At 52.3% G+C, this 26,049-nt stretch carries 16 protein-coding genes, 2 pseudogenes and 1 CRISPR repeat array; of the genes and pseudogenes, 2 read left to right on the top strand and 16 right to left on the bottom strand.

The genetic code is table 11. The annotated features are described in order from the left end of the window. Positions 1–15 precede the first annotated feature (15 nt). Positions 16–1,728, bottom strand: coding sequence for an assimilatory sulfite reductase (NADPH) hemoprotein subunit (gene cysI / locus SBG_RS13195; protein ID WP_001290677.1), 1,713 nt, complete (start codon positions 1,726–1,728; stop codon positions 16–18). After that, on the bottom strand, positions 1,728–3,527 hold the full coding sequence (cysJ, locus tag SBG_RS13200; RefSeq protein WP_000211332.1) for an NADPH-dependent assimilatory sulfite reductase flavoprotein subunit: 1,800 nt from the start codon (positions 3,525–3,527) through the stop codon (positions 1,728–1,730). The genes cysI and cysJ overlap by 1 nt, the downstream gene beginning before the upstream one ends. Positions 3,528–3,833: 306 nt before the next feature. On the opposite strand from cysJ, the gene queD reads away from it, so the two are divergent. Next, on the top strand, positions 3,834–4,196 hold the full coding sequence (gene queD / locus SBG_RS13205) for a 6-carboxytetrahydropterin synthase QueD (protein ID WP_001143356.1): 363 nt from the start codon (positions 3,834–3,836) through the stop codon (positions 4,194–4,196). Between the two features lie 80 nt (positions 4,197–4,276). Here queD and SBG_RS13210 read toward each other — a convergent pair. From SBG_RS13210 to rlmD, 7 genes and pseudogenes are all read right to left on the bottom strand, one after another. Continuing rightward, positions 4,277–5,060: pseudogene (locus tag SBG_RS13210) on the bottom strand (MBL fold metallo-hydrolase). 91 nt (positions 5,061–5,151) lie between these two features. After that, positions 5,152–6,217: direct repeats of the CRISPR family, unit length 29 nt; unit sequence CGGTTTATCCCCGCTGGCGCGGGGAACAC. A 290-nt stretch (positions 6,218–6,507) separates the two neighbouring features. Continuing rightward, entirely contained in the window at positions 6,508–7,179 is a 672-nt protein-coding gene (gene queE, locus SBG_RS13215) for a 7-carboxy-7-deazaguanine synthase QueE (RefSeq protein ID WP_001199954.1), read from the bottom strand. 504 nt (positions 7,180–7,683) lie between these two features. Next, on the bottom strand, positions 7,684–8,982 hold the full coding sequence (gene eno, locus SBG_RS13225) for a phosphopyruvate hydratase (protein ID WP_000036734.1): 1,299 nt from the start codon (positions 8,980–8,982) through the stop codon (positions 7,684–7,686). An 82-nt stretch (positions 8,983–9,064) separates the two neighbouring features. Then, positions 9,065–10,702, bottom strand: coding sequence for a glutamine hydrolyzing CTP synthase (pyrG, locus tag SBG_RS13230; protein WP_000210866.1), 1,638 nt, complete (start codon positions 10,700–10,702; stop codon positions 9,065–9,067). 227 nt (positions 10,703–10,929) lie between these two features. Continuing rightward, positions 10,930–11,721 carry a nucleoside triphosphate pyrophosphohydrolase gene (mazG, locus tag SBG_RS13235; RefSeq protein ID WP_024135103.1) on the bottom strand — a complete coding sequence of 264 codons (792 nt, stop codon included), beginning with the start codon at positions 11,719–11,721 and terminating at the stop codon, positions 10,930–10,932. Positions 11,722–11,838: 117 nt separating this feature from the next. Further along, entirely contained in the window at positions 11,839–14,073 is a 2,235-nt protein-coding gene (gene relA / locus SBG_RS13240) for a GTP diphosphokinase (RefSeq protein ID WP_000226832.1), read from the bottom strand. A gap of 51 nt (positions 14,074–14,124) precedes the next feature. Next, a complete protein-coding gene (rlmD, locus tag SBG_RS13245) occupies positions 14,125–15,420 on the bottom strand; it encodes a 23S rRNA (uracil(1939)-C(5))-methyltransferase RlmD (RefSeq protein WP_000046873.1) in 1,296 nt (431 codons plus the stop codon). A 57-nt stretch (positions 15,421–15,477) separates the two neighbouring features. Between rlmD and barA the strand changes: the two are divergent. Beyond that, a pseudogene (gene barA / locus SBG_RS13250) lies at positions 15,478–18,235 on the top strand (two-component sensor histidine kinase BarA). 129 nt (positions 18,236–18,364) lie between these two features. On the opposite strand, the gene SBG_RS13255 reads toward barA, so the two are convergent. The 7 genes from SBG_RS13255 to SBG_RS13285 all read right to left on the bottom strand — a co-directional run bounded on the left by SBG_RS13255 (position 18,365) and on the right by SBG_RS13285 (position 25,704). After that, complete coding sequence (locus SBG_RS13255; protein WP_000706495.1) at positions 18,365–19,507, bottom strand: glycerate kinase; 1,143 nt, start codon at positions 19,505–19,507, stop codon at positions 18,365–18,367. A 78-nt stretch (positions 19,508–19,585) separates the two neighbouring features. Continuing rightward, positions 19,586–20,926, bottom strand: a complete 1,341-nt coding sequence (gudD, locus tag SBG_RS13260; RefSeq protein ID WP_001275831.1) for a glucarate dehydratase — start codon at positions 20,924–20,926, stop codon at positions 19,586–19,588. Positions 20,927–20,946: 20 nt separating this feature from the next. Further along, complete coding sequence (locus SBG_RS13265; RefSeq protein WP_024135104.1) at positions 20,947–22,287, bottom strand: enolase C-terminal domain-like protein; 1,341 nt, start codon at positions 22,285–22,287, stop codon at positions 20,947–20,949. 2 nt (positions 22,288–22,289) lie between these two features. Then, positions 22,290–23,642, bottom strand: coding sequence for a galactarate/glucarate/glycerate transporter GudP (gene gudP, locus SBG_RS13270; protein ID WP_000097020.1), 1,353 nt, complete (start codon positions 23,640–23,642; stop codon positions 22,290–22,292). Positions 23,643–24,124: 482 nt separating this feature from the next. After that, the gene (locus SBG_RS13275; RefSeq protein WP_000807734.1) at positions 24,125–24,574 is read right to left on the bottom strand and encodes a flavodoxin; all 450 of its coding nucleotides are present in this window, start codon (positions 24,572–24,574) and stop codon (positions 24,125–24,127) included. Between the two features lie 18 nt (positions 24,575–24,592). Continuing rightward, entirely contained in the window at positions 24,593–25,375 is a 783-nt protein-coding gene (truC, locus tag SBG_RS13280; protein ID WP_000890020.1) for a tRNA pseudouridine(65) synthase TruC, read from the bottom strand. Further along, entirely contained in the window at positions 25,375–25,704 is a 330-nt protein-coding gene (locus SBG_RS13285; protein WP_015702993.1) for a YqcC family protein, read from the bottom strand. The genes truC and SBG_RS13285 overlap by 1 nt, the downstream gene beginning before the upstream one ends. Positions 25,705–26,049: the final 345 nt, after the last annotated feature.

A 26,049-nucleotide genomic window follows, 5' to 3' on the forward strand; every position in this document is an offset into this window, starting at 1 on the left:
TGACTCCATCCGGTGTTATTCCCAGAAATCCCGCGCGGGATCAAGCACCGGGCGAACGATGCCCGCACGCACCGTAAAGTCGCCGAAGCCTTCACCCGCTTCACGCTCTTTCGCCCAGCGCCCGATCAGTTCATCCAGCGAGGCCAGAATGTCCGACTCGGTAATGTTCTCTTTATACATTCGCGGGATACGTGTCCCGATACGGTTGCCTCCCAGATGCAGGTTATAACGGCCCGGCGCTTTCCCCACCAGCCCCACTTCCGCCAGCATGGCGCGGCCACAGCCGTTCGGGCAGCCCGTTACACGTAGAACAATGTGCTCATCGCTCACGCCGTGACTCGCCATGATTGCCTCCACCTTATCAATGAACGTTGGCAGGAAGCGTTCGGCCTCTGCCATCGCCAGCGGGCAGGTCGGGAACGATACGCAAGCCATGGCGTTTTCACGCTGCGCGGTAACGGCGTTCATTAACCCATGATCGCGCGCCAGTTTCTCGATCTTCGTTTTCTCGCTCTCCGGCACTCCGGCAATAATCAGGTTTTGATTGGCTGTGATGCGGAATTCGCCCTGGTGAATCTTCGCAATCTCCAGTAGGCCGGTTTTCAGCGGGCGCCCCGGATAATCCAGAATACGGCCATTTTCGATAAACAGTGTCAGATGCCAGTTATTGTCGATGCCTTTTACCCAGCCGATGCGATCGCCGCGTCCGGTAAATTCATAAGGGCGAATAGGTTCAAATTTAATTCCGGCGCGACGTTCAACCTCTTCTTTGAAAGTGTCAATCCCCACGCGCTCGAGAGTATATTTGGTTTTGGCATTTTTTCTGTCGGTACGGTTACCCCAGTCACGCTGGGTGGTCACCACCGCTTCCGCCACTGCCAGGGTGTGCTCCAGCGGCAGATAACCGAACTCGCTGGCAGTGCGGGCATACGTTTTTTTATTGCCGTGTTCGATAGACAGACCGCCGCCCACCAGCAGGTTGAAGCCCACCAGCCTGCCGTTTTCCGCAACCGCCACGAAGTTCATGTCGTTAGCGTGCAGATCGATATCGTTCTGCGGCGGGATCACCACCGTGGTTTTAAATTTACGCGGCAGATAGGTCTGACCAAGAATAGGCTCTTCATCGGTCGTGGCGACCTTTTCCTGATCCAGCCAGATTTCTGCATAGGCGCGAGTGCGCGGCAAAAGATGCTCAGAAATTTTCTTCGCCCACTCGTAGGCTTCAGCGTGCAACTGCGACTCATACGGGTTCGAGGTGCATAGCACGTTACGGTTCATATCGTTGGCGGTTGCCAGCGCGTCCAACCCGACTGAGTGCAGCATTTGATGCACCGGCTTGACGTTCTTTTTCAGAATACCATGGAACTGGAAGGTCTGGCGGTTGGTCAGACGGATACTGCCGTAAATCGTGTTCTCAGCGGCAAACTTATCGATCGCTTTCCATTGTGTGGTCGAGATCACCCCACCCGGCAGGCGGCAGCGCAGCAGCATCGCATGACGCGGTTCCAGCTTCTGCTCTGTACGTTCAGCGCGAATATCGCGATCATCCTGCTGATACATGCCATGAAAGCGAATCAACAAGAAGTTGTCGCCTTTAAAGCCACCGGTCAGACCATCGTTTAAGTCTTCCGCAATGGTGCCGCGCAGATAGTTGCTTTCACGCTTCATGCGTTCAGCATCAGACAGCTTACCTTCGACCACCAGTGGGCCTGGATGTTTTTCGCTCATTAGTAGACATCTCGCTGATAACGGCGCTCAACGCGCAGCTCACTTAAATATTCGTCTGCCGATTCGAGGTCCATACCGCCGAATTCAGCTATCACTTCCAACAACACCTGCTCGACATCTTTCGCCATGCGATTCGCGTCGCCACAGACATAAATATGCGCGCCGTCGTTAATCCAGCGCCACAGTTCCGCGCCCTGTTCACGCAGTTTGTCCTGTACGTAGATTTTTTCTTTTTGATCGCGGGACCAGGCCAGATCGATACGGCTCAGTACCCCCTCTTTGACATAGCGCTGCCACTCCACCTGGTAGAGAAAATCTTCGGTAAAGTGCGGGTTGCCAAAGAATAGCCAGTTCTTACCCGGCGCGTCATCGGCCGCACGCTGCTGCATAAAAGCGCGAAACGGCGCGATACCAGTGCCAGGGCCAATCATAATCACTGGCGTCTGCGGCTCCTCAGGCAAACGGAAGTTATCGTTATGTTCGATGAACACCCGTACTTCTCCGTCCTCTTCAACGCGATCGGCCAGAAAGCTGGAAGCGCCGCCGGCACGTGCACGTCCTTCGATGTCATAACGGACAACCCCTACGGTAATATGGGCCTCATTCCCGACTTCCGCCTGCGATGATGCAATAGAGTACAGACGCGGCGTCAGGGGGCGTAGCAGGCCGACTAACGCGTCAGCCTCCAGCTGCGCCGGGGAGAAGCGCAGCATATCAACAATTGGCGTAGCGGCAGCGTAGCGCTGTAGCTGTGTTTTATCGCCAACTAACGGCATCAGCGTCTCACTGCGTGTTAGCGTGGCATAGGTTTCAACGATATTGGCAGTGTTGACCGTCAGCTCGAAATGCCACTGTAGCGCCTCTGACAGGGGCAGCCGTTTATCGTTAACGGTGACAGGCTCATCTCCTTTCAGCCATAGCAGTTCCACTATCTCGTTGACCAGCGCGGGATCGTTCTGGTACCACACGCCCAGCGCATCGCCAGGCTGATAACACAGGCCGGAATCACCGAGATCGATTTCGATATGGCGCACATCTTTTTCTGAATTACGCCCGGTGATTTTTTGATTCACCGCCAGCGAAGCGCTGAGCGGCGCTTCTTTAGTGTAAGGGCTGGTGTGGATCTCATTTACCGCGCCGCTGGTCACTGACTGCGCCGGTGTCATAACCGGCGTACGGGATCTTAAGACCTCAACCATGCGTGCGCGCCATTGCGCGGCGGCAGACTGGTATTCTACGTCGGCGTCCACCCGATCCAGCAACCGTTTACCACCGAGTTCCGCCAGTTTGCTGTCAAAATCTTTACCGGCCTGACAGAAAAATTCATAGGACGTATCGCCCAGGCTAAAAACAGCGAAAGCGGTATTTTTAAGCGCTGGCGCTTTTTTGGAAAACAGGAACTTATGTAACGCAACGGCCTCTTCCGGCGGCTCGCCTTCGCCCTGCGTGGAGGTCACGACCACCAGCAGTTTTTCACTGGCAATTTGTTTGTATTTGTAGTCGCCGGCATTCACCAGGGTCACGTTAAGGTTGACCGCCAGGAGATCATCACGCAGAGCTTCCGCTACGCGCCGCGCATTACCGGTTTGCGAAGCGGAGATCAGCGTAACCCCGGGTATTTCAGCCACAGGGGCTGGCAGGGTGGTAATAGTGTCTGGACGCGGATTAAGAACCCCCCAAAAATAGCCAGAGACCCAGGCAAGCTGCTCGGGAGTAAGATCGGTTGTGGCAGCCTGAAGGCGCGCCAGTTGCTCCGCATTCAGCGGAAGCAAGCCAGTAAGTGGAGCCTGTGTCGTCATGCGTGGTTATGTTCCAGTAAGCAAAGCGGATTTAAGCGATAAAACCCAAATTAAGGATAAGGTTAACGGCGGGAGTAATAACAATTAAAGAAGGGTTGGAAATAACAAATAACCAAATGAACTAACCTGTTTTGGCTATCATTGTTAACAGTAAAAGTAATTTAGTAACCATATGATAAATATAAACTTTTCAAACTTACTCTGAATTAACTGCCTGTTACATGATGTAGAGCCGTTTTAGTTAGTGATAAAAAGAGGGCTTTCCGGTACCCTACGGCGGTTTTTTTTATTGCCTGAGAGTTCATCATGCCCACCACGCTGTATAAAGATTTCACCTTTGAAGCCGCTCATCGACTGCCTCACGTGCCTGAAGGGCATAAGTGTGGTCGCCTGCACGGGCACTCGTTTATGGTGCGTCTCGAAATTACCGGTGAAGTCGATCCGCATACCGGTTGGATCATGGATTTCGCGGATCTGAAAGCGGCGTTTAAACCCACTTATGATCGCCTTGATCACTACTATCTGAACGATATTCCAGGACTGGAGAATCCCACCAGCGAAGTTCTGGCAAAATGGATTTGGGACCAGGTTAAACCTGTTGTGCCGCTACTGAGCGCGGTCCAGGTAAAAGAGACCTGTACAGCCGGTTGCGTCTACCGCGGCGCGTAAGGTTCATTACTGATACGGGCTGGAGAAGGGAGCCATTTCAGCCCATCCACACGACGAATCCATCAACCTTCGCGCTTTATTTAGAAGTGCAGCACATCGCCAGTTGCAGGCGCAATCATTTCTGGCAACCACAAGCGCCCCCAAGTGCCGGTACAATGGCAACCGCATAGTTTTTCTGGTTTTTGTTCGTTTAAAAACCGCCTGACTCGCCACAAGATGAATGGTGATGCACAGCGTAGATGAAATCCGCCGACAAGCGCATAAAGCCGATTTATGCCAGTGCCGAACAATATTTGCGATACCCCGATGTCCGCAACCCGTAATGATAACTAAACCTTTCTCCGACTTGTAAATGAGTACCCCCTCATCTGAAATATAATCCGGCTCTGCATCGCGACCACCAAAAACGCCGTAGGCTTCAGGCATGGCAACAGGTATCTCCCCTGACCAGATAAATTTGTCGCTAATTGGCATGGGGTCGCGCGTGTACACCATTCGGTAACGTGAATAGTCCCCTTCTCGCGATAATTTTTTTATTTTGCGGGTCATACCAGGAAGCGTTATTGCCGCATAACGTTCACGCGCCATTTCTGGATGACAGATGATTCGGCTATTATCAGGAAGCCACGGTACGCCGCCGCAGTGATCATAATGTCCATGTGAAAGCACCACCGCAGATATATCAGACAGGTCGATCCTCATTGTCGACGCATTTTGTAGAAAACTGTCGTCAGGTCCGGTATCGAATAATATCGAAGTAGATTCATCCTGAACTAATAAGCTTAATCCTGGCCTGGCCTTCAAAGCGTTATCCACACCAGCGGCTTTATGATTTTCGAGCAATACCTTAATCGTTAACGCCATCACCCTCTCCTTTATCCCCCACAAAACACGGTTCTTTTTACTTTACTGTTTGGTACGAACGATTACTGGTACGCAGATTATGGTTATGGAACGATTTATCCCCGCTGGCGCGGGGAACACGAGGGCACCCAACCGCAGTATTTTTCATCTGCCGGTTTATCCCCGCTGGCGCGGGGAACACGTCAGAGCCGTTACCAAAGGATGATCCGGAAGCGGTTTATCCCCGCTGGCGCGGGGAACACCCAGCAGGAAACAGCGGATGCGTAACTGTTTCCGGTTTATCCCCGCTGGCGCGGGGAACACTGATCGATGACTTGCGAAAATTTGGCGTACATCGGTTTATCCCCGCTGGCGCGGGGAACACAAAAGGCGTTCCTGACATTTCATGTGATATTCCGGTTTATCCCCGCTGGCGCGGGGAACACTTTATAGCGTAGCCCTGATAAAACAAAAAAAACGGTTTATCCCCGCTGGCGCGGGGAACACCCGAAGCAACAAATGCAACGTTTAATTATTGGCGGTTTATCCCCGCTGGCGCGGGGAACACAATCAAGTTTTACACGCTGGCCGAGGGCGAACCGGTTTATCCCCGCTGGCGCGGGGAACACAACTACGTAAATTGGCGTGCTGCGCGTGGGTACGGTTTATCCCCGCTGGCGCGGGGAACACGCGGCAACCATGATATTTATAATGAACTCGCTCGGTTTATCCCCGCTGGCGCGGGGAACACAAAAGTTATCGTATGCGCCGAATTTTATGACTCGGTTTATCCCCGCTGGCGCGGGGAACACTACAAATAGAAGATTAGGATTTTCAGGAATAACGGTTTATCCCCGCTGGCGCGGGGAACACACCAGCCCAGAAATCAGCACGTCCTGAATTGTCGGTTTATCCCCGCTGGCGCGGGGAACACTTAATTAAAGTCTCTTCATTATACTGATTAGACGGTTTATCCCCGCTGGCGCGGGGAACACGGATCAACCTGACGCAACGCACGGTTAATGGCCGGTTTATCCCCGCTGGCGCGGGGAACACGCTGTTTTAGCATTTTATTAGCGGTATCCGCCCGGTTTATCCCCGCTGGCGCGGGGAACACATTTTCAGTACCTCCAGATGGGTCGGTTGCCGCGGTTTATCCCCGCTGGCGCGGGGAACACACTAAATATACCTAATTGTTTATTCAGTGTTTTTTATCAACGCCACATCCTACCAACATAATTGCAACAAATTTAAATTCTTAAAGAACATCTAATCAGCTGATTTTGATACAAAAAAATTCAGTGAACGATTTTTTCTTTAAACTCACCAGAATAGTGTGATCCATGTCTCGCTATGGAAAATTATTCAGCTACTTTATACATTCCTCGAATTTTTTGGAGAAATAGCGAACGCAAGATGATAGGTAAATTACACACGACGACAGGCCATCCGTAGAACGGACAGCATATCAGGCGATATTTAAATACTTATGCGTTTGCATAGACAGCCGCCAGTTACGCGCAATGCACGTATCAATACACAGACGCGTCGCGTCTTCTTTTTGGCTGATAGGCTGCAAAGCAATCACTCTCGGTTTATCGTCGCTCAACGTGGCTAACAACTCATCCAGCGCCTCAATATCACGTACTCGTCCAACCGGATGCTTGATTTCATTCGCACGCTCTAGCGCCTGGTAAAGTACGCCATATCCTCCCCGCATATTCACTTTTGGTGAAACCGTTACCCAGGTATTAGGGGTGCAACGCACTTCATGCGTCCCGCTGGTTTCAATCTGACAGCTGAAGCCATTTTTTTCCAGCAGACTGGTCAGCGGCATCAGGTCATGGATACAAGGCTCGCCACCTGTAATCACCACATGACGCGCGGTGTAACCCTGGCGACTTATTACCGCCAGCAGGTCTTCGCTGCTTGCTGCGCCCCATTTATCACTCTCTTTAGTCTTTGCCAGGATGCTATACAGGGAAACCTCCCGATCCTCAAGCTTATCCCAGGTGTGTTTGGTATCGCACCAGGCACAGCCAACCGGACATCCCTGTAAACGAATAAAAATAGCGGGGACGCCGGTAAAGTAACCCTCGCCTTGTAGGGTCTGGAACATTTCGTTAATCGGGTACTGCATAGCGTTCTCTGTTAAGGGGATAATTGCTAATTATCGCAGATTTCGGACTGCGGGTCATGTGCAGTGGCGGTTTAAGATAAGATTATCCGTTCGCCATAAACCACCTTCATACTTAGTTTCTCTACCACTTACCCAATAGTTTAATCTGTAACGTAATACTCCAAACCAGATTGATAAAGAAAGGGTTAAAGAAAACTGTAATTAAGGCTACGGTGAGGCAATAAAGTATACATATTATAAATAGCTCACCCCCTCCTGTCATTGCAGGAAAAAACATCGAGAAGAATAATGCTCCCCCATGCATACTATTTCCAGTCCTTTATCCATTCAATATTTCTATTTTTATTTATGATAAACATAAATATATATAATACCCTATAAAATGGCCCCTTACGAAATAATAACAAAGTGTCAAAAATCAAATCAGTTATAAAATAAAGATAAAATGACAGGCATAAAAAAACCCGCCGCAGCGGGTTTTTACGTTAAGAGTTAAGAACAGGATTATGCCTGGCCCTTGATCTCTTTACGACCATTGTACGGTGCTTTTTCGCCCAGCGCTTCTTCGATACGAATCAGCTGGTTGTATTTAGCAACGCGGTCAGAACGGCTCATAGAACCTGTTTTAATCTGGCCTGCAGCGGTACCAACAGCCAGGTCAGCGATGGTCGCATCTTCAGTTTCACCAGAACGGTGAGAGATGACAGCAGTGTAGCCAGCATCTTTCGCCATCTTGATTGCAGCCAGAGTTTCGGTCAGAGAACCGATCTGGTTGAATTTGATCAGGATGGAGTTAGCGATGCCTTTCTCGATGCCTTCTTTCAGGATCTTGGTGTTAGTTACGAACAGGTCGTCACCAACCAACTGGATTTTGTCGCCCAGTACTTTGGTCTGGTATGCAAAACCGTCCCAGTCAGACTCGTCCAGACCATCTTCGATGGAAACGATCGGGTACTGTTTGGTCAGTTCTTCCAGGAAGTGGGTGAACTCTTCGGAGGTGAACGCTTTGTTGCCTTCGCCAGCCAGAACGTATTTACCGTCTTTGTAGAATTCAGACGCTGCACAGTCCATCGCCAGAGTGATGTCTTTACCCAGCTCGTAACCAGCCGCTTTAACCGCTTCAGCGATAACAGCCAGCGCTTCAGCGTTGGAACCCAGGTTCGGCGCGTAGCCGCCTTCGTCACCCACAGCGGTGTTCATGCCTTTGCCTTTCAGCACTTTCGCCAGGTGATGGAAAACCTCAGAACCCATGCGGATAGCTTCTTTAACCGTTTTCGCGCCAACCGGCTGGATCATGAATTCCTGGATGTCGACGTTGTTGTCAGCATGCTCGCCGCCGTTGATGATGTTCATCATCGGAACCGGCATGGAGTATTTGCCCGGCGTGCCGTTCAGTTCAGCAATGTGCTCGTACAGCGGCATACCTTTAGCGGCAGCAGCAGCTTTGGCGTTAGCCAGAGAGACAGCCAGAATAGCGTTTGCACCGAAGTTAGATTTGTTTTCAGTACCGTCCAGGTCGATCATGATTTTGTCGATGCCAGCCTGGTCTTTAGCGTCTTTGCCAAGAATAGCCTGAGCGATCGGGCCGTTAACCGCGCCAACAGCTTTGGTTACGCCTTTACCCAGGAAACGGGATTTGTCGCCATCGCGCAGTTCCAGCGCTTCGCGGGAACCAGTAGAAGCACCTGACGGAGCCGCCGCCATACCTACGAAACCACCTTCCAGGTGTACTTCAGCTTCAACAGTCGGGTTACCACGGGAGTCGATGATTTCACGACCGATGACTTTAACGATTTTGGACATTAGGTTTTCCTCAAGTCACTAGTTAAACTAAAACTTCAGACAAACGGTGCACCGCTGAGGGTGCACCGCCGTTCTAACTTTTTTACTTCGCCTGACGTTTCTGATGCTCGCTGGCGGCTTTAACAAAGCCAGCAAACAACGGATGTCCATCACGCGGTGTGGAAGTAAATTCCGGATGGAACTGACAGGCCACGAACCACGGATGATTCGGTACCTCAATGATCTCGACTAACTGATCATCACCGGAACGGCCTGCAACACGCAGACCCGCTGCTTCAATTTGTTTCAACAGCATGTTGTTAACTTCGTAGCGATGACGATGACGTTCAACAATTGTCGGCGCGCCGTACAGCTGACGTACCAGGCTGTCATCAGTCAGTTGGCACTGCTGCGCGCCCAGACGCATGGTGCCGCCCAGATCGCTCTTCTCACTACGGACTTCAACATTGCCGTCTTCATCACGCCACTCGGTAATTAACGCGACAACCGGGTACTTACAGTCTGGCACAAATTCCGTTGAGTTGGCGTTGTCCATGCCAGCCACGTTACGAGCGAACTCAATCAACGCGACCTGCATTCCCAGGCAAATGCCCAGGTAAGGAATATTGTTTTCACGCGCATAGCGCGCAGTAGCGATCTTACCCTCAACGCCACGGTAACCGAAGCCGCCAGGAATCAGGATAGCGTCCAAATCTTTCAGAATTTCGACGCCGCGCGTTTCAACATCTTGCGAATCGATCAATTTGATGTTGACGGTAACACGGTTTTTCAGACCACCGTGCTTCAGCGCTTCGATCACCGACTTATAGGCGTCCGGCAACTCAATGTACTTGCCGACCATGCCGATAGTCACCTCGCCTGCCGGATTCGCTTCTTCGTAAATGACCTGCTCCCATTCAGACAGGTTTGCTTCCGGACAGTTCAAGCTGAATCGTTTACAAATATAATCGTCAAGCCCCTGAGATTTCAACAGGCCTGGAATTTTATAAATGGAATCGACATCTTTCATTGAAATAACGGCTTTTTCCGGCACATTACAGAACAATGCAATTTTTGCACGCTCGTTGGCAGGAACCGCGCGGTCGGAACGACAAATCAGAATATCGGGCTGAATACCGATAGACAGCAGCTCTTTCACGGAGTGCTGAGTCGGTTTAGTTTTCACTTCGCCCGCTGCCGCCAGGTAAGGCACCAGCGTCAGGTGCATAAACAGCGCGTGTTCACGACCGATATCCACCGCCAATTGACGAATCGCCTCAAGAAACGGCAGAGATTCGATATCACCAACGGTACCGCCAATTTCCACCAGTACCACATCGTGGCCTTCACCACCTTCCAGCACGCGCTCTTTAATCGCGTTAGTGATATGAGGGATGACCTGTACAGTAGCGCCCAGATAGTCGCCACGGCGTTCTTTACGCAGAACGTCGGAGTAGATACGGCCAGTGGTGAAGTTGTTGCGGCGAGACATCTTGGTACGGATGAAACGCTCGTAGTGCCCCAGGTCCAGGTCGGTTTCGGCGCCGTCTTCAGTAACGAACACTTCCCCGTGTTGGATTGGGCTCATAGTACCTGGATCGACGTTGATATAGGGATCCAGTTTCATGATGGTCACGTTGAGACCACGGGCTTCAAGAATGGCTGCGAGGGAGGCTGCGGCAATGCCTTTACCCAGAGAGGATACGACCCCGCCGGTCACAAAAATATAGTTCGTTGTCATGCTGAACCTGAGAAGTTAGGTTTAAAAGACGATGGAATAACCAGGACGGGAAAGCAGTATACCCGAACATGACGTATGCCACAAACTTTCATTATTCCTCCTCTTCGTCAGGCTCACATTCACATAAGGAGTGAGAAAATAGCCCGTTTGAGGTAAATGTTTTTGACGTAAATCAAGCGCTTGTTATTTAAAAAATCACACGAATCGCTCTTGACCGCCTAAAACCTTTAGAGATCAATTTCCTGGCGTTTTACCTCCTGCCAAACTTCTTCCATGGTTTCCAGATCCACTCCGGTCATTTGCAGGCCTCTGGCGGCGACAATACGTTCAACCTCACGAAAACGGCGCTCGAATTTATCGTTTGCTTTTTGCAATGCAATCTCCGCTTTCGTACCTAAATGACGCGCCATATTAACCGTAGCAAAGAGCAAATCGCCCATTTCTTCTTCCAGTTTAGCCTGATCGATAACCGCTTGCCGCGCTTCGAACATGACTTCATCGATCTCTTCATAGACTTTATCAACGACCGGCCCCAGAGTTGTCCAGTCAAAGCCAACATTTGAGCACCGTTTCTGAATTTTCTGTGCGCGCATTAAAGCAGGCAGGCTGCGGGGAATATCGTCCAGGGCGGAATGTTGCGCTTTTTGCGCGCGTTCTTCTGTTTTGATTTGTTCCCAGCGGGTTAATACCTCTTCGCTGCTATCAGCAGAAATCTTTCCAAAAACATGGGGATGGCGGCGTTCCAGTTTATCGCTGATGGCAGCGCAGATAGCATTAAAATCGAAGCGGCCCTCTTCCTGCGCCATCTGTGCATAAAACACTACCTGAAACAACAGGTCGCCTAATTCGCCGCGCAAATCGTCAAAGTCCTCACGCGCAATCGCATCCAACACTTCATAGGTTTCTTCAAGCGTATAGGGCGCGATACTGGCAAAGGTCTGCTCTTTATCCCAGGGACAGCCGTTTTCCGGGTCGCGCAGGCGCTGCATGATATTAAGCAGGCGGTCAATTTGATTCATGGATAGGTCCTGAAACGTTAAAACAGAAGGCCGGATAAGGCAGTTCGCCGCCATCCGGCAACATGGCAATGCCTGATTAAGACGCTAATACGGCATATCAGGCTTACAAGGCAACAGTTAATTCCCGTGCAAGCGGCGGGCGTCAATGACATCCGGCACCTGATTGAGCTTGCCGAGCACGCGGCCCAGTACTTGCAGATTGTAGATCTCGATTGTCATATCGATGGTGGCGATCTGCTGTTTAATGTCGCTACGGCTGGCGACACCCAGTACGTTGACTTTTTCATTGGCCAGAATAGTGGTGATATCACGCAGCAAACCGCTGCGATCGTTGGCCGTTACACGTACCACCAGCGAATAGCCTGCCGAGTAACTCTCGCCCCATACCGCATCTACAATCCGTTCCGGCGCATGAGAGCGCAGCTCCGCCAGTTGTTCGCAATCGGCCCGGTGCACAGAAATACCCCGCCCCTGAGTGATAAAACCAACAATTTCATCACCAGGTATCGGCTGGCAGCAACGGGCGATGTGGTGCATCAGATTACCCACACCTTCCACCACCACACGACCGTCGTCTTTACGGCGATTTTGCGGCGCGTACGTTTTTTGCTGAAGCTGTTTCAGCGCCGCAGCGTCCTGCTCTTCCGCGCTCGGTTTATTGAACTGCGACTGCAGAAAATTCACCATCTGATTAAGACGGATATCGCCGCCGCCTATCGCCGCCAGCAACTCTTCCAGTTCATTAAAGTTGTAGCGCGGCAGCAGATGTTTTTCGGCCTCTTTCAGGCTAATCCCTAAATGCGCCAGCTCATCGTCGAGGATTTGCCGTCCGGCCAAAATGTTTTTGTCGCGATCCTGCTTGCGGAACCAGGCATGAATTTTTGAGCGCCCACGGCTGGTCGTGATATAACCCAGGTTGGGGTTCAGCCAGTCGCGACTGGGATTGGGCTGCTTCTGAGTGATGATTTCAACCTGATCGCCCATCTGCAACTGATAGGTGAACGGCACTATACGCCCGCCAATTTTAGCGCCGATGCAACGGTGCCCTACATCACTGTGGATGTGATAAGCAAAATCGAGAGGCGTGGATCCGGCGGGCAAATCCACCACGTCACCTTTTGGCGTAAAGACATAGACCCGATCATCAAACACCTGGCTACGCACTTCATCCAGCATTTCGCCGGAATCCGCCATCTCTTCCTGCCAGGCGATCAGCTTACGCAACCACGCAATCCTGTCTTCATGGCCGGAACGCACGCCGCCGGACGTGGCGCCTTCTTTGTACTTCCAGTGCGCGGCCACGCCAAGCTCGGCGTCTTCGTGCATCTGTTTAGTACGAATCTGGATCTCAACGGTTTTACCGCCCGGTCCCAGTACCACGGTATGGATAGACTGGTAGCCGTTCGGCTTCGGGTTAGCGACGTAGTCATCAAACTCATCGGGCAGGTGGCGATAGTGCGTATGTACTATTCCCAGAGCGGCATAGCAATCCTGAAGGCGCTCGGCGACGATACGCACAGCGCGCACGTCAAACAGTTCATCAAACGCCAGATGCTTTTTCTGCATTTTGCGCCAGATGCTGTAAATATGTTTGGGTCGTCCGTAAACTTCCGCCAGAACGCCTTCGTTTTTCATTTCGGCGCGCAGATGACCGACAAACTCTTCAATGTAATGCTCGCGGTCGATACGCCGTTCATGCAGCAGTTTAGCGATGCGCTTATATTCTGCCGGGTGCAGGTAACGGAAGCAGTAGTCTTCCAGTTCCCACTTCAGTTGCCCAATGCCCAGACGGTTAGCGAGCGGCGCGTAAATATTGGTACATTCTTTCGCCGCCAGTACGCGTTCATCTTCCGGCGCATCTTTCACTTCACGCAAATGCGCGATTCGCTCGGCCAGTTTGATCACCACGCAGCGAAAATCATCCACCATCGCCAACAGCATTCGGCGGACATTATCCACCTGCTCCGAAGAAACGGAGTCGTTATGGGTGGCGTTTAACTGGCGGATCGCCGCCATATCGCGCACGCCATGAATCAGGGTAACGATAGACTTTCCGACGCTTTCGCGCAGCACATCTTCGCTGACCACGTTGGCGTCGGCCAGAGGGAACAGTAGCGCCGCCCGCAGCGTGTCGATATCCATACTCAGCGTGGAGAGAATTTCTACCATCTCCACGCCACGCCACAGCAACAGATCCGCATCCGGATGTCCTTGTGTCTGTTGCAGGCAATACGCCCAGGTTTCGGCTAAGCGCTCACACGACTGCTGGCTGGAAATTCCCAGGCTTGCGATCCATTTTTTCGGATCAAATTCACCAGCTTTATTAATATGTGCACTTCTTACCGCAACCATCGTCCTCTCCTTAAGGGACCAGGCCTACCGAAATCAGTAAGCCGGTAATCATTACATGCGCTCGAACAGAACCATTGACTCCAGATGTCCTGTATGCGGGAACATGTCGAGCATCGCTAAACGCGTAACCTCGTATCCCGCATTTACCAGCACTTCGCTATCGCGCGCCAGCGTCGCTGGATTACAGGATACATAAACAATGCGAATAGGTTTTAATTTTATAATATGTCGCATCACTCCGGCAGCCCCTGCACGCGCAGGATCGAGTAAGACTTTGTCAAAGCCATTTTTCGCCCACGGCTGCTTCGTCACATCTTCTTCAAGGTTTTCATGAAAAAATGTCACATTATGTAATTCATTGCGGATGGCGTTTTCCCGTGCTTTTTCTACCAGCGCCGGAACCCCCTCAACCCCCACAACGCTTGCCGCACAAGTCGCCAGCGGCAGCGTAAAATTCCCCATCCCGCAAAACAGGTCCAGAACACGGTCAGCGGCACGCACATCAAGCCATTCCAGCGCGCGGGCAACCATCTGCTGGTTTACCGCTTCATTAACCTGAATAAAGTCGCGCGGACTAAACGCTAAACGTAAACCGTGGGAATCATACCAGGGCGCTTCACCGATTACCGTTTCCAGTATCTCGCTAAACGGCGCCAGAAACAGAGACAATCCCTCAGAATGCGAAAAGCGTTCCAGTTTTTCTTTATCCGACGCGCTTAAGGGTGCGGTATGGCGCAGAATCATCAGCGTACCGTTGCCCGCCTGTACCAGCTCAACATGCCCAAGGTGTCTGGTCCCCTGTAAACTCGCCAGGCACGCCCTGACTCGGGGTAACAATGCTTCAAGCTGGGGCACCAGAACAGGGCACTGTTCTACATTGACAATATCGCTGGAACCCGCCTGGCGAAATCCCATCTGCAGTGATTTATCCGGCGGACAGTTCAGGCTTAATCGCGCCCGTCGCCGATAGCCCCAGGGTTCGCCAGCGATAATGTCATTCACCTCATGTTTCATCAAACGCGCCAACGCCGCACTTTTGCTACGTTGTTGCAAAGCAACGCTGACATGCTGTTGCTGGCAACCGCCGCAGACACCAAAATGTGGACAACGCGGCAGCTCGCGTTCCGGGCTATCATTCAAACGGCTCGAAACCCGCGCACGGGCGAATTGCTTTTTATCTTCTGTGATAATGACGTCTGCGCTTTCCTCGGGCAATAAACCAGGAATAAACAGAGCCTTTCCATTATGACGGGCAACCCCCTGACCAAATGGATCCAGGTCATTGACTGTAACGGTTATGATCTGACGCGTCGTCACGCGTCGTTTTGCAGAGTAGAATTGCGCCATCGACCAGCTTTTTCTCAATTTAACAGTGTGACCCTAATTGTCCCATAACGGAACTCCATGACCAACTACAGCCTGCGCGCACGCATGATGATTCTGATCCTGGCCCCAACTGTCCTGATTGGTTTGCTGCTCAGCATCTTTTTTGTGGTGCACCGCTATAACGATCTGCAGCGTCAACTGGAAGATGCCGGCGCCAGTATTATTGAGCCGCTCGCCGTTTCCAGCGAATATGGCATGAACCTGCAAAACCGGGAGTCTATCGGCCAACTTATCAGCGTCCTGCACCGTAGACATTCTGATATTGTGCGGGCGATTTCCGTCTATGATGATCATAACCGCCTGTTTGTGACCTCCAATTTCCACCTGGATCCTTCACAGATGCAACTCCCCGCCGGAGCGCCGTTTCCACGTCGCCTGAGCGTCGATCGCCACGGCGACATTATGATCCTGCGCACGCCTATCATTTCGGAGAGCTATTCGCCGGATGAGTCTGCCATTGCGGACGCGAAAAGTACCCATAATATGCTGGGATATGTGGCGCTTGAACTGGATCTCAAGTCGGTCAGGCTCCAGCAATATAAAGAGATCTTTATCTCCAGCGTGATGATGTTTTTTTGTATCGGTATTGCGCTGATCTTTGGCTGGAGACTGATGCGCGACGTCACCGGACCTATCCGTAATATGGTGAACACCGTGGACCGTATTCGCCGCGGGCAACTGGATAGCCGTGTGGAAGGGTTTATGCTCGGCGAGCTGGATATGCTGAAAAACGGTATTAATTCTATGGCGATGTCGCTTGCCGCCTATCATGAAGAGATGCAGCATAATATCGATCAGGCCACCTCGGATCTGCGTGAAACCCTTGAACAGATGGAGATTCAAAACGTTGAACTGGATCTGGCGAAAAAGCGCGCCCAGGAAGCGGCGCGTATTAAGTCGGAGTTCCTGGCGAACATGTCGCACGAACTGCGAACACCGCTTAATGGCGTCATTGGGTTTACCCGCCTGACATTAAAAACTGAGCTTAATCCCACCCAGCGAGATCATCTGAATACTATTGAGCGTTCCGCGAACAATCTGCTGGCGATCATTAACGATGTGCTTGATTTCTCCAAGCTGGAAGCCGGTAAGCTGATTCTGGAAAGTATCCCTTTCCCGCTGCGCAATACGCTGGACGAAGTGGTTACGCCTACTGGCTCACTCGTCGCATGATAAAGGGCTGGAACTGACGCTAAATATTAAAAATGACGTCCCGGATAATGTGATTGGCGACCCGTTGCGTCTGCAACAGGTCATTACCAATTTGGTGGGTAATGCCATCAAATTCACCGAGAGCGGTAATATTGATATTCTGGTAGAAAAGCGGGCGCTCAGTAATACTAAAGTACAGATTGAAGTACAGATCCGTGATACGGGGATCGGCATACCGGAGCGCGACCAGTCACGGCTGTTTCAGGCCTTTCGCCAGGCGGATGCCAGTATTTCTCGCCGTCACGGCGGCACCGGACTTGGGCTGGTGATTACACAAAAATTAGTCAATGAAATGGGCGGGGATATCTCTTTCCACAGCCAGCCTAATCGTGGCTCGACTTTCTGGTTCCATATTAATCTCGATCTTAACCCGAATGTCATTATTGACGGGCCGTCAACAGAATGTCTGGCCGGTAAACGGCTGGCTTATATAGAACCCAACGCCACCGCAGCGCAATGTACTCTGGATCTGCTGAACGATACGCCGGTGGAAGTGGTTTACAGCCCTGCCTTCTCTGCTCTACCGTTAGCACACTACGATATTATGATTTTGAGCGTTCCGGTGACCTTCCGTGAGCCGCTCACCATGCAGCATGAACGGCTGGCAAAAGCGGCGTCGATGACAGACTTCCTGCTACTGGCGCTGCCTTGCCATGCGCAGATTAACGCAGAAAAATTGAAACAGGGAGGCGCGGCAGCCTGCCTGTTAAAACCGTTGACGTCAACACGGCTGTTACCAGCGCTGACGGAGTATTGCCAGTTAAAACATCATGCTGAACCACTGCTAATGGACACCAGTAAAATCGCCATGACGGTGATGGCGGTCGATGATAATCCCGCCAATCTGAAGCTTATCGGCGCATTGCTGGAGGATAAAGTCCAGCATGTTGAGCTATGTGATAGCGGGCATCAGGCGGTAGATCGGGCAAAGCAAATGCAATTTGATCTGATTTTAATGGATATTCAAATGCCGGATATGGACGGCATACGCGCCTGTGAGTTAATTCACCAGCTTCCTCATCAGCAGCAAACCCCCGTTATCGCCGTTACGGCACATGCGATGGCGGGGCAAAAAGAGAAGTTGCTCAGTGCGGGAATGAACGACTATCTGGCTAAACCGATAGAAGAAGAGAAGCTGCATAATCTTTTGCTGCGCTATAAACCTGGCACAAACGTGACGACCCGGCTGATGGCGCCAGAACCGGCTGAATTTATCTTCAATCCCAACGCGACGCTCGACTGGCAACTGGCCCTACGCCAGGCCGCCGGTAAGCCCGATCTGGCACGGGATATGTTGCAAATGTTGATTGATTTCTTGCCGGAAGTGCGTAACAAAATTGAAGAGCAGCTGGTGGGAGAAAATCCTGACGGTCTGGTAGACCTGATCCATAAGCTGCACGGTAGCTGCGGCTATAGCGGCGTTCCGCGGATGAAAAATCTTTGCCAGCTTATTGAGCAACAGCTTCGCAACGACGTGCGTGAAGAGGAGCTGGAACCCGAGTTTCTGGAACTACTGGACGAAATGGATAACGTCGCGCGTGAAGCAAAAAAAATATTGGGGTGAAATTTATCGCTTATCCGGCCTGCAAACTTCCGCTTTGCGGGCCGGATAAGGCGACGCCGCCATCAGGCGGTAATGTGCCGGATGGCGGCGTCACCTTATCCGGCTTACGAATCGTATATAACGTCGGCGTTAGCGTAAATGCTGTCCTGTCTTCAGGGTTGCAGCCACGTTTCGCGCCGTCATCCGCACATTTTCAGCGGCATTCTCCAGCGCATCCTCCAGTGTACAGATGGTATAAATCACACTGAAAACGGCATCAAGTCCATATCCATGCACCACGCCAACGTCTGCCGTCAGGCTACCTGCAATGCCAATTACCGGTTTGTTATGCCGTTTGGCGATGCCTGCCACGCCAATAGGTACTTTGCCGTGAAGGGTCTGGCTGTCAATGCGTCCCTCTCCGGTGATGACTAAATCAGCATCCGCAAGACGTTCTTCCAGATGAAGCGCATCGGTCACGATTTCAATGCCGCGCCGTAGCTGCGCACCACAAAACGCATATAACGCTGCTCCCATTCCGCCAGCCGCGCCGCCGCCAACCAGACCCAGTACATCGACATGCAGATCGCGGGCGATCAAATGCGCGTAGCGAATCAAAGCATTATCCAGGCGCTCAATCATCTCCGGCGTTGCCCCTTTTTGCGGGCCAAAAATCGCAGAAGCGCCCTCTTTGCCGGTGAGAGGGTTTGTAACATCACAGGCAACGTCTATACGGCACGCTGACAGACGCTTATCCAGCCCACTGATATCAATGCTGGCGAGCGCTTCCAGCCCAATGCCGCCTTGCGCAATATCGTTACCGTGCACATCCCGTAACCTGGCTCCCAGCGCCTGCATCATCCCTGCGCCGCCATCGTTGGTGGCACTGCCGCCAATGCCGATAATGATATGCTCAACACCCGCGTCCAGCGCATGACGAATTAGCTCGCCGGTTCCCCATGAGGTGGTGTTCAGCGGATCGCGCTGCGCGAGCGGCACCTGTTCCAGCCCACTGGCGGCCGCCATTTCGATGAATGCGCAACGCGCATCGCCGGAAAGCCCGTAAAACGCGTTAACGCGATGTCCCAACGGCCCGGTGACATCAACATGCACAATTCGACCCGCCGTCGCTTCGACCATTGCTTCGACAGTGCCTTCCCCGCCATCCGCCATCGGCAGTTTTAGATAATCTGCGTCAGGCCAGATCTCGCGAAATCCTTGTTCAATGGCGGTCGCTACCTCAAGAGCACTCAAACTTTCCTTATACGAGTCTGGTGCGATCACTATTTTCATAAGTCGTCCTTACGCATGTTGATCCTGTTAAGCATACACCCAGAAAAGTACCGGCTCCTTTACGGAACCGGCTCTGACTTAACGCACCATGCAAGGGCGCTTATTATCAAACGTCCAGCCAGGGATTAAGTACTGCATTCCCATCGCGTCGTCGCGCGCACCTAAGCCATGTTTCTGATAGAGTTCATGCGCTTTCATTACCTGATCCATATCAATTTCAACCCCCAGACCCGGTTTCGCCGGAACCTGTACCATACCGCCCTTAATTTCAAACGGTTCTTTGGTCAGACGCTGGTTGCCTTCCTGCCAGATCCAGTGGGTATCAATCGCCGTGATCTTACCCGGCGCCGCCGCTGCAACGTGGGTAAACATCGCCAGAGAAATATCAAAGTGGTTGTTAGAGTGAGAACCCCAGGTCAGGCCAAACTCATGGCACATCTGCGCCACGCGTACAGAACCCTGCATAGTCCAGAAGTGTGGGTCTGCCAACGGGATGTCCACCGATTGCAGCGACAGCGTATGGCCCATCTGACGCCAGTCGGTAGCAATCATATTGGTTGCTGTTGGCAAGCCGGTCGCGCGACGGAATTCCGCCATGACTTCACGGCCAGAGAACCCCTGTTCTGCGCCACACGGATCTTCCGCATAAGCCAGCGTTCCTTTTAGATATTTGCCGATTTGGATCGCCTCATTCAACGACCACGCCCCATTCGGATCCAGCGTTACACGAGCATTCGGGAAGCGCTTCGCCAGCGCCACGATGGATTCCGCCTCTTCTTCGCCCGCCAGCACGCCGCCTTTCAGTTTAAAGTCGTTAAAGCCATATTTTTCATAGGCCGCTTCCGCCAGACGCACTACCGTTTCCGGCGTCATCGCCTCTTCATGGCGCAGACGATACCAGTCACATTTTTCCTCCGTCTGGCTCTGATATGGCAGCGGCGTGGCTTTACGATTACCGACAAAGAACAGATAACCCAGCATTTCAACTTCGCTGCGCTGCTGGCCGTCGCCTAACAGCGAGGCGACATTGACACCCAGATGCTGCCCCAGCAGGTCAAGCATTGCCGCTTCAATCCCGGTTACCACGTGGATAGTGGTGCGAAGATCAAACGTTTGTAAACCGCGCCCGCCCGCATCGCGATCAGCAAACTGGTTACGTACGGCAGTAAGAACGTTTTTATATTCCCCCAGGGTTTTCCCCACGACCAGTGGGATCGCCTCTTCCAGCGTTTTGCGAATTTTCTCACCGCCCGGAATTTCGCCGACCCCGGTATGACCGGCGTTATCTTTAATAATGACAATGTTTCGCGTGAAGAAGGGGGCATGCGCGCCGCTCAGATTCATCAGCATACTGTCATGGCCTGCAACCGGGATAACCTGCATTGAAGTAACCACAGGCGTCGTAAATTGTGCGCTCATAATCAAGTCCTTATTCAGAATTAGTGACGGCCAAAAACAGGACGTTTGCGATCAAACGTCCAGCCGGGGATCAGATACTGCATTGGGCCTGCGTCATTACGCGCGCCGCCAGGCAGCTTTTTATAAGCGTCATGCGCTTTTTGCACCTGTTCCCAGTCCAGTTCCACGCCCAGTCCTGGCGCATCCGGCACCGCAATAGCGCCATTTTTAATTTCCAGCGGATTTTTGGTCAGGCGGCAGTCGCCCTCCTGCCAGATCCAGTGCGTATCAATAGCGGTGGGTTTACCTGGCGCCGCTGCGCCAACATGCGTAAACATCGCCAGTGAAATATCGAAATGGTTGTTTGAATGGCATCCCCAGGTCAGTCCCCAGTCATCGCACAACTGCGCCACGCGAACCGCGCCGGAAAGGGTCCAGAAATGCGGGTCGGCAAGAGGAATGTCTACCGCGTTGAGCATCACCGCGTGACCCATTTCACGCCAGTTGGTGGCTATCATATTGGTTGCTACCGGCAACCCGGTAGCGCGGCGGAACTCCGCCATGACTTCACGGCCAGAGAAGCCCGGCTCCGCGCCGCACGGATCTTCCGCATAAGCCAACACATCATTCAGCCCCTTGCACAACGCAATGGCTTCATCCAGTCGCCAGGCACCGTTCGGATCAACGGTAATACGCGCCTCCGGAAAGCGCTTTTTTAGCGCACGGACGGTGGCTATCTCTTGTTCGCCCGGCAGCACACCCCCCTTGAGTTTAAAATCTTTAAAACCGTAGCGATCCTGCGACGCTTCGGCCAGGCGCACGACCGCATCGCTGCTCAACGCTTCCTGATGACGCAGGCGATACCAGTCGTGATGACCCGGCGTGTTGTCCAGATACGGTAGATCGGTTTTGGCGCGATCGCCGATGTAGAAGAGATAGCCCAACACTGTCACGGCATCGCGCTGCTTACCCGGCCCTAATAGCTCGCAAACCGGCACGTTAAGCGTCTGTCCCAGCAGATCAAGTAGCGCCGCTTCCAGCGCCGCTACCGCGTTGACCCGCAGCTCAAATGTCCAGGCACCTTTACCAAACGTATCAAAATCAGCGGCCTGGTTGCCTTTATGCACCCGCTGCACCACATGATTCAGTCGGGCCACTTCCTGGCCCAGCACCATGGGGATGGCATCCATTAGCGTTTGGTAAATGACGTCGCCGCCCGGTGCTTCGCCTACGCCGGTATGCCCGGCGTTATCTGTCAGAACGACAATATTACGGGTGAACCAGGCGTTATGCGCGCCACCAATGTTGAGTAACATACTGTCATGCCCTGCAATCGGAATGACCTTCATATCGGTAATAATCGGGCTGGATTGCGTATTCATCATCATTGTCCCTTTAGTGGTTTCAGTTCAATGCGTTTAATGTCGCCCACCAGCACCAGGTAGCTCAGTACCGCAACCAGCGCATGTATGCCAACGTAGATCAGCGCTCCGTTGAAGGAACCCGTCGTGCCAACGATGTAGCCAATCGCAATCGGCGTTACGATGCCGGAAATATTGCCGAACATATTGAACAGCCCGCCGGACAGGCCGCTAATTTCACGCGGCGCGGTATCCGCCATTACTGCCCAGCCCAGCGCACCGATACCTTTGCCAAAGAAGGCCAACGCCATAAAGCCAATGATCATCCATTCTACGTTGACGTAGTTACAGCCCAGCATCACCATCGAAAGCAGCATCCCCAACACGATCGGCGTTTTACGCGCAACGTTCAGCGAACCAGTACGACGCATCAGCCAGTCAGAAATAATGCCCCCCAATACCCCACCGATAAAACCGCAGACAGCAGGAACCGAAGCGACAAACCCCGCTTTCAGAATCGACATGCCGCGCGCCTGTACCAAATAAACCGGGAACCAGGTGATAAAGAAATACGTCAGGGCGTTAATACAGTATTGACCAATATAGATCCCCACCATCATGCGAGAGCCAATCAATTGCTTGATTTGTCCCCATTTTTCACTAAAGGGCACCTTTTGAGCGCTGCTCTTCTGATCCATGTTGATCAATGCGCCGCCTGCGGCAATATACTCAAGTTCTTTTTTGTTCACGCCCGGATGGTTATTCGGATCGTGGATGACCTTCAACCAGATCAGGCTGATGATGATCCCAAGCCCCCCCATAAAGAAGAAGACATGAGACCAGCCTACTTCATGGGTTAACCACCCCATGATGGGAGCAAAGATAACCGTGGCAAAATATTGGGCAGAATTAAAGATTGAGACTGCTGTCCCCCTCTCCTGTGCCGGAAACCAGGCTGCGACGATGCGGCTGTTGCCCGGGAAGGAAGGCGATTCCGCCAGACCGACCAGAAAGCGAAGCGTAAAAAGGGCGACAATAATACCGAAACCGCTAAAGATATCGACGAAACCCTGTAACAGGGTAAAGACTGACCAGATAAAAATGGACCAGAAATAAACACGCTTTGAACCAAAGCGGTCAAGCAACCAGCCACCCGGAATCTGCCCGATAACATAGGCCCATGAAAATGCAGAGAAAACGTAGCCCATCCCTACCGGATCAAGCCCGATATCTTTGGCCATCTCTGAGCCGGCAATGGATAACGTGGCGCGGTCGCCATAATTGAAGGACGTGACGATAAACAGCATCACCACTATCCAGTAGCGGGCGTTCGTGCGTTTCTCCACACTGCTCGCCGCGTGACTTAATGAACTCATTGTTGCACTCCTGAAATTTCGCGTTAGCTACGCTCACTCTGAACTGCACAACCGGTAGGGAATCAGAGATGACGTTTCCTTGTTGCAGCTTTTTATTAGGTCGTTTGCTTTGCCTGCTGCATTCTTTTATTCACTGGCAGGAGAAGTATAAAAAGCGAGCCACGCACACTCACCGTGCAACACCACAGTATTTTGGCGATGAATTACGCCCGTTTATGGCAAAAGCCCAGGACAGTGGAAGCCACTTCACGGAAATGAAATCAGAAGGCGTCAGGTGCCGACGCAGGAGGGATAAAAAGAGAAGAATGTGAAACAGGTCGCTTGATTACATGAAAACGCCCGTAAAAAACCGCTTATTTTACGGGCAGATGCACAAAGCTAACACGATTCAGTTTCTTTAAACTATGTACAGGTTGTTACTTTGCTTACTGGCAACGCAATCAAATGCAAAGGTACCCTCCCGGTAGGGGGAGGGATTTACCTCAGGCAAGTAACGTTGCCCAGTTTTCTACCCAGGGGTTGGATTGGCTCTCTGGCTCCGGATGTTCGCTGGCATCAATCAATAGCATTTCTCCCACTCGTTGCGCGCTTTGCTCCTGCAACAAGGCATCAAACTGCTTGCCGCCATTACAGAAATTGGGGTAACTGCTATCGCCTAATGCAATCACGCCGTAACGCAGGTTTGGTTGAAAGCCTAACGTATCTTTAATACCGTGAAAAAGCGGCACTATACTGTCCGGCAGCGCCCCCTGCCCGGTTGTCGAGGTGACAACCAACACAACCTTGTCCTGATAATGCAGCCAGTCGGACAGTTCAGGATCTTCGAACACGGTCGCACTATGACCCTGTCTGGCCAGGATCGCTTCCGCCTCTTCCGCCACCAACAGTGAGTTGCCATACATCGTACCGACAAAAATACCAATTTCCGCCATTATGCCTGTCTCCCTGAATTATGCCTGATGAGACTCATCCTGCCGGGACGCCGTCGTAAACTCAACCCTTTCATTGCCAGGGAGAAGTCCCCGCCAGCCAAACTGGGTAAGCGCCTGCATCCAGGTTTCATCCAGCCCGGCCTGAATAATCAATGGTTGCCCGGTGAAGGGATGCACCAGCTCAAGCCGACTGGCATGAAGCATCAGGCGACGACAGTCAAAATGTTCTGCCGCGTTGCGGTTCTGCCGCAAGTCGCCATGTTTACTGTCGCCGATGATAGGATGACGCAGATGCGCCAAATGGCGACGGAGTTGGTGTTTGCGTCCTGTTTTCGGCTCCAGCTCAACCAGGCCATAACGCGTGGTAGGATAACGCCCGGTCGGTACCGCCATTTCAACCGTCGCCAGCCCGCGATAGTGCGTTACGGCCGGCTGGGGAGCTTTATCCTCGCGCGCAAACTTATCAGCGATTTTATCCCGTTCTTCCACCAGCGGATAATCCAGCACCGCGTCATCCATCAGCCAGCCGCGGACAATGGCATGGTAGCGTTTATGGATGCGGTGCTGTTCGAACTGTTGCGCCAGGCGGCGTCCTGCGTCGCTGGAAAGCCCCATCAACAGTACGCCCGAAGTGGGCCTGTCGAGACGGTGAGCGGTAAAAACATGCTGGCCGATTTGGTCGCGTACCGTTTGCATGACCACCACTTTTTCGTCGCGATCCAGCCAACTGCGGTGAACGAGCCAGCCTGCGGGTTTATTAACGGCAACCAACCACGGGTCCTGATAAAGAATCTCCAGCATCAGGATTTATCACAAGCAAATAACGCATCCAGATCCTGCAACACCGCCAGGATCGCTTCCCGCTGCGGATGATCCGCCGTCAGAGCCATTTCATAATAAGGGGCGACGGCAAAAGCCTCAGGTAGCGGTTGTGCATTATCAAGCAAAGTATGCATACGCGGGATCAGCACCCATTGCAGCCATTCCAGCGGTTCCATTGTATCCATACAAAACGGCTGCGTGCTGGTAAACAGATGGGCCTGCGGTGCATCCAGCCGCCAGTGGCGATGCTCGCGCAGCAGCGTTTCAAGCGCATGTAACTGCTGGCGCACACGGTCATGGGTCGTCATATTAAAAACCTCAATGATGAAAATCTGGCGCGAAGGATAACAAAAAAAAGGGAGCACTGTGTAAACAGTGCTCCCGGTTCGTTTCGCAGCATTCCAGCTACTTTTCATGCTCCCTGCTCATCCGTGACAACTTTTCCTGTGACCTTGCGGCCTGCTCATCCTGAACGTTTGCATCCTGCACACATCGCCCTGATGTGATAGCTTCATCCTGAAGCGTCCCTGGTCATCCAGACCCGCCGAACATCCTGACCGGCTCTCGTTCTCCGTCCTGGAGGTGTCCTTTAACACATCCTGCGCTTTCCACTTTGCTTCATCCTGAAGCCTTTCCTTGTAACACCTTCCCGG

This window comes from Salmonella bongori NCTC 12419 (assembly GCF_000252995.1).
Taxonomy (GTDB): domain Bacteria; phylum Pseudomonadota; class Gammaproteobacteria; order Enterobacterales; family Enterobacteriaceae; genus Salmonella; species Salmonella bongori.

Bases quoted from the DNA above. Each gene is read 5' to 3' on its own strand.
- SBG_RS13275 (WP_000807734.1), bottom strand. From the start codon at position 24,574: ATGGCGGAAATTGGTATTTTTGTCGGTACGATGTATGGCAACTCACTG.
- queE (WP_001199954.1), bottom strand. From the start codon at position 7,179: ATGCAGTACCCGATTAACGAAATGTTCCAGACCCTACAAGGCGAGGGT.
- eno (WP_000036734.1), bottom strand. From the start codon at position 8,982: ATGTCCAAAATCGTTAAAGTCATCGGTCGTGAAATCATCGACTCCCGT.
- SBG_RS13285 (WP_015702993.1), bottom strand. From the start codon at position 25,704: ATGACGACCCATGACCGTGTGCGCCAGCAGTTACATGCGCTTGAAACG.
- SBG_RS13255 (WP_000706495.1), bottom strand. From the start codon at position 19,507: ATGAAAATAGTGATCGCACCAGACTCGTATAAGGAAAGTTTGAGTGCT.
- gudP (WP_000097020.1), bottom strand. From the start codon at position 23,642: ATGAGTTCATTAAGTCACGCGGCGAGCAGTGTGGAGAAACGCACGAAC.
- cysI (WP_001290677.1), bottom strand. From the start codon at position 1,728: ATGAGCGAAAAACATCCAGGCCCACTGGTGGTCGAAGGTAAGCTGTCT.
- queD (WP_001143356.1), top strand. From the start codon at position 3,834: ATGCCCACCACGCTGTATAAAGATTTCACCTTTGAAGCCGCTCATCGA.
- rlmD (WP_000046873.1), bottom strand. From the start codon at position 15,420: ATGGCGCAATTCTACTCTGCAAAACGACGCGTGACGACGCGTCAGATC.
- SBG_RS13265 (WP_024135104.1), bottom strand. From the start codon at position 22,287: ATGAATACGCAATCCAGCCCGATTATTACCGATATGAAGGTCATTCCG.
- truC (WP_000890020.1), bottom strand. From the start codon at position 25,375: ATGCTGGAGATTCTTTATCAGGACCCGTGGTTGGTTGCCGTTAATAAA.
- mazG (WP_024135103.1), bottom strand. From the start codon at position 11,721: ATGAATCAAATTGACCGCCTGCTTAATATCATGCAGCGCCTGCGCGAC.
- pyrG (WP_000210866.1), bottom strand. From the start codon at position 10,702: ATGACAACGAACTATATTTTTGTGACCGGCGGGGTCGTATCCTCTCTG.
- relA (WP_000226832.1), bottom strand. From the start codon at position 14,073: ATGGTTGCGGTAAGAAGTGCACATATTAATAAAGCTGGTGAATTTGAT.
- gudD (WP_001275831.1), bottom strand. From the start codon at position 20,926: ATGAGCGCACAATTTACGACGCCTGTGGTTACTTCAATGCAGGTTATC.
- cysJ (WP_000211332.1), bottom strand. From the start codon at position 3,527: ATGACGACACAGGCTCCACTTACTGGCTTGCTTCCGCTGAATGCGGAG.